The organism is Bacteroidia bacterium (assembly GCA_025056095.1).
GTDB lineage: Bacteria > Bacteroidota > Bacteroidia > JANWVE01 > JANWVE01 > JANWVE01.
Window position 1 is genome coordinate 1 of record JANWVW010000353.1, and the last position, 1,093, is coordinate 1,093.

Here is a 1,093-nt window from a genome sequence, read left to right on the forward strand (position 1 = left end):
TTAAACAAGGCAAAGACATAATTGCTTATGTTATCTGCGTGAGGGGCATGGAGCATGCCGTTAGGCAGTACGAAGCGTAGCGAAGTACCGAAGCGATAGCGAAGTGCGGAATGCCCCGACCCTTGCGCAGCAAGGGGCACGCCCAAAAAAATAAACTTAATTAAACAATAAAAAACTTAAAATACCTACTCCTACTAAAATCCTATACAGACCAAACCATTTGAAACCATACCGCGTCAGCCAATGTACAAACACCTTTATAGCAATAATCGCCACAACGAAAGCCACTACATTGCCCACTATTAAATTAGTCCAATCTGCATCTGATAAAGATGCTTGGCTATTTTTCATCAATTGAAGATATTTGTACAACTTATAGCTTGCCGCAGCCAACATTGTAGGAATAGCTAACAAAAAAGAAAACTCCGCAGCTTGCTTACGAGTTAAACCTACCACCATGCCCCCTATGATGCTTGCCGCAGAACGAGAAATCCCAGGTATCATAGAAATGGATTGAAACAATCCTATTTTTACCGCAGAAAGCACAGACATGCTCAACTGTTGAGGCTCTTGAATCGGCTGTTTGAACCACTTATCCACAAAAATCAAAACTATACCACCTACAATCAGCGAAATTGATACAGTCAAAGGACTTTCTAATAACTTGTCTATCCAATCATTGAACAAAAAACCTAACACCGCCGTAGGTATAAAAGCCAAAGCTAAATTCAAATAAATCTCTCTACTGTATAGTAAACGCTTCCAATACAAACTAAGTACAGACAAAATAGCTCCAAACTGTATCATGACCGTGTAAGTTTTGGTAAAATCATGCGTTTCTATGCCCATGATTGAAGAAGCAATAATAATATGCCCCGTAGAAGAAATGGGCAAAAACTCTGTAATACCTTCAACAATGGCTAAAATAATGGCTTGAATAAGACTCATCCTGCAAAGGTAAATAACATTTGAAATGTGTTCGCTGCTATACTCAATTCTGAACAACTATACGGAATTTTTTGCCAAAGCCAAAGGTTATTTAGAAGCCAGCGAAAATGTTGAATCACAAGTTCTTAACAAGACACACTTGAAA

Annotated in this window: 1 protein-coding gene; it reads right to left on the reverse strand. The window is 38.7% G+C overall.

What is annotated here, in order from left to right; all coding sequences use genetic code 11:
* Positions 1–156: 156 nt before the first annotated feature.
* Complete coding sequence (locus NZ519_13985; protein MCS7029862.1) at positions 157–948, reverse strand: undecaprenyl-diphosphate phosphatase; 792 nt, start codon at positions 946–948, stop codon at positions 157–159.
* Between the last annotated feature and the right edge of the window lie 145 nt (positions 949–1,093).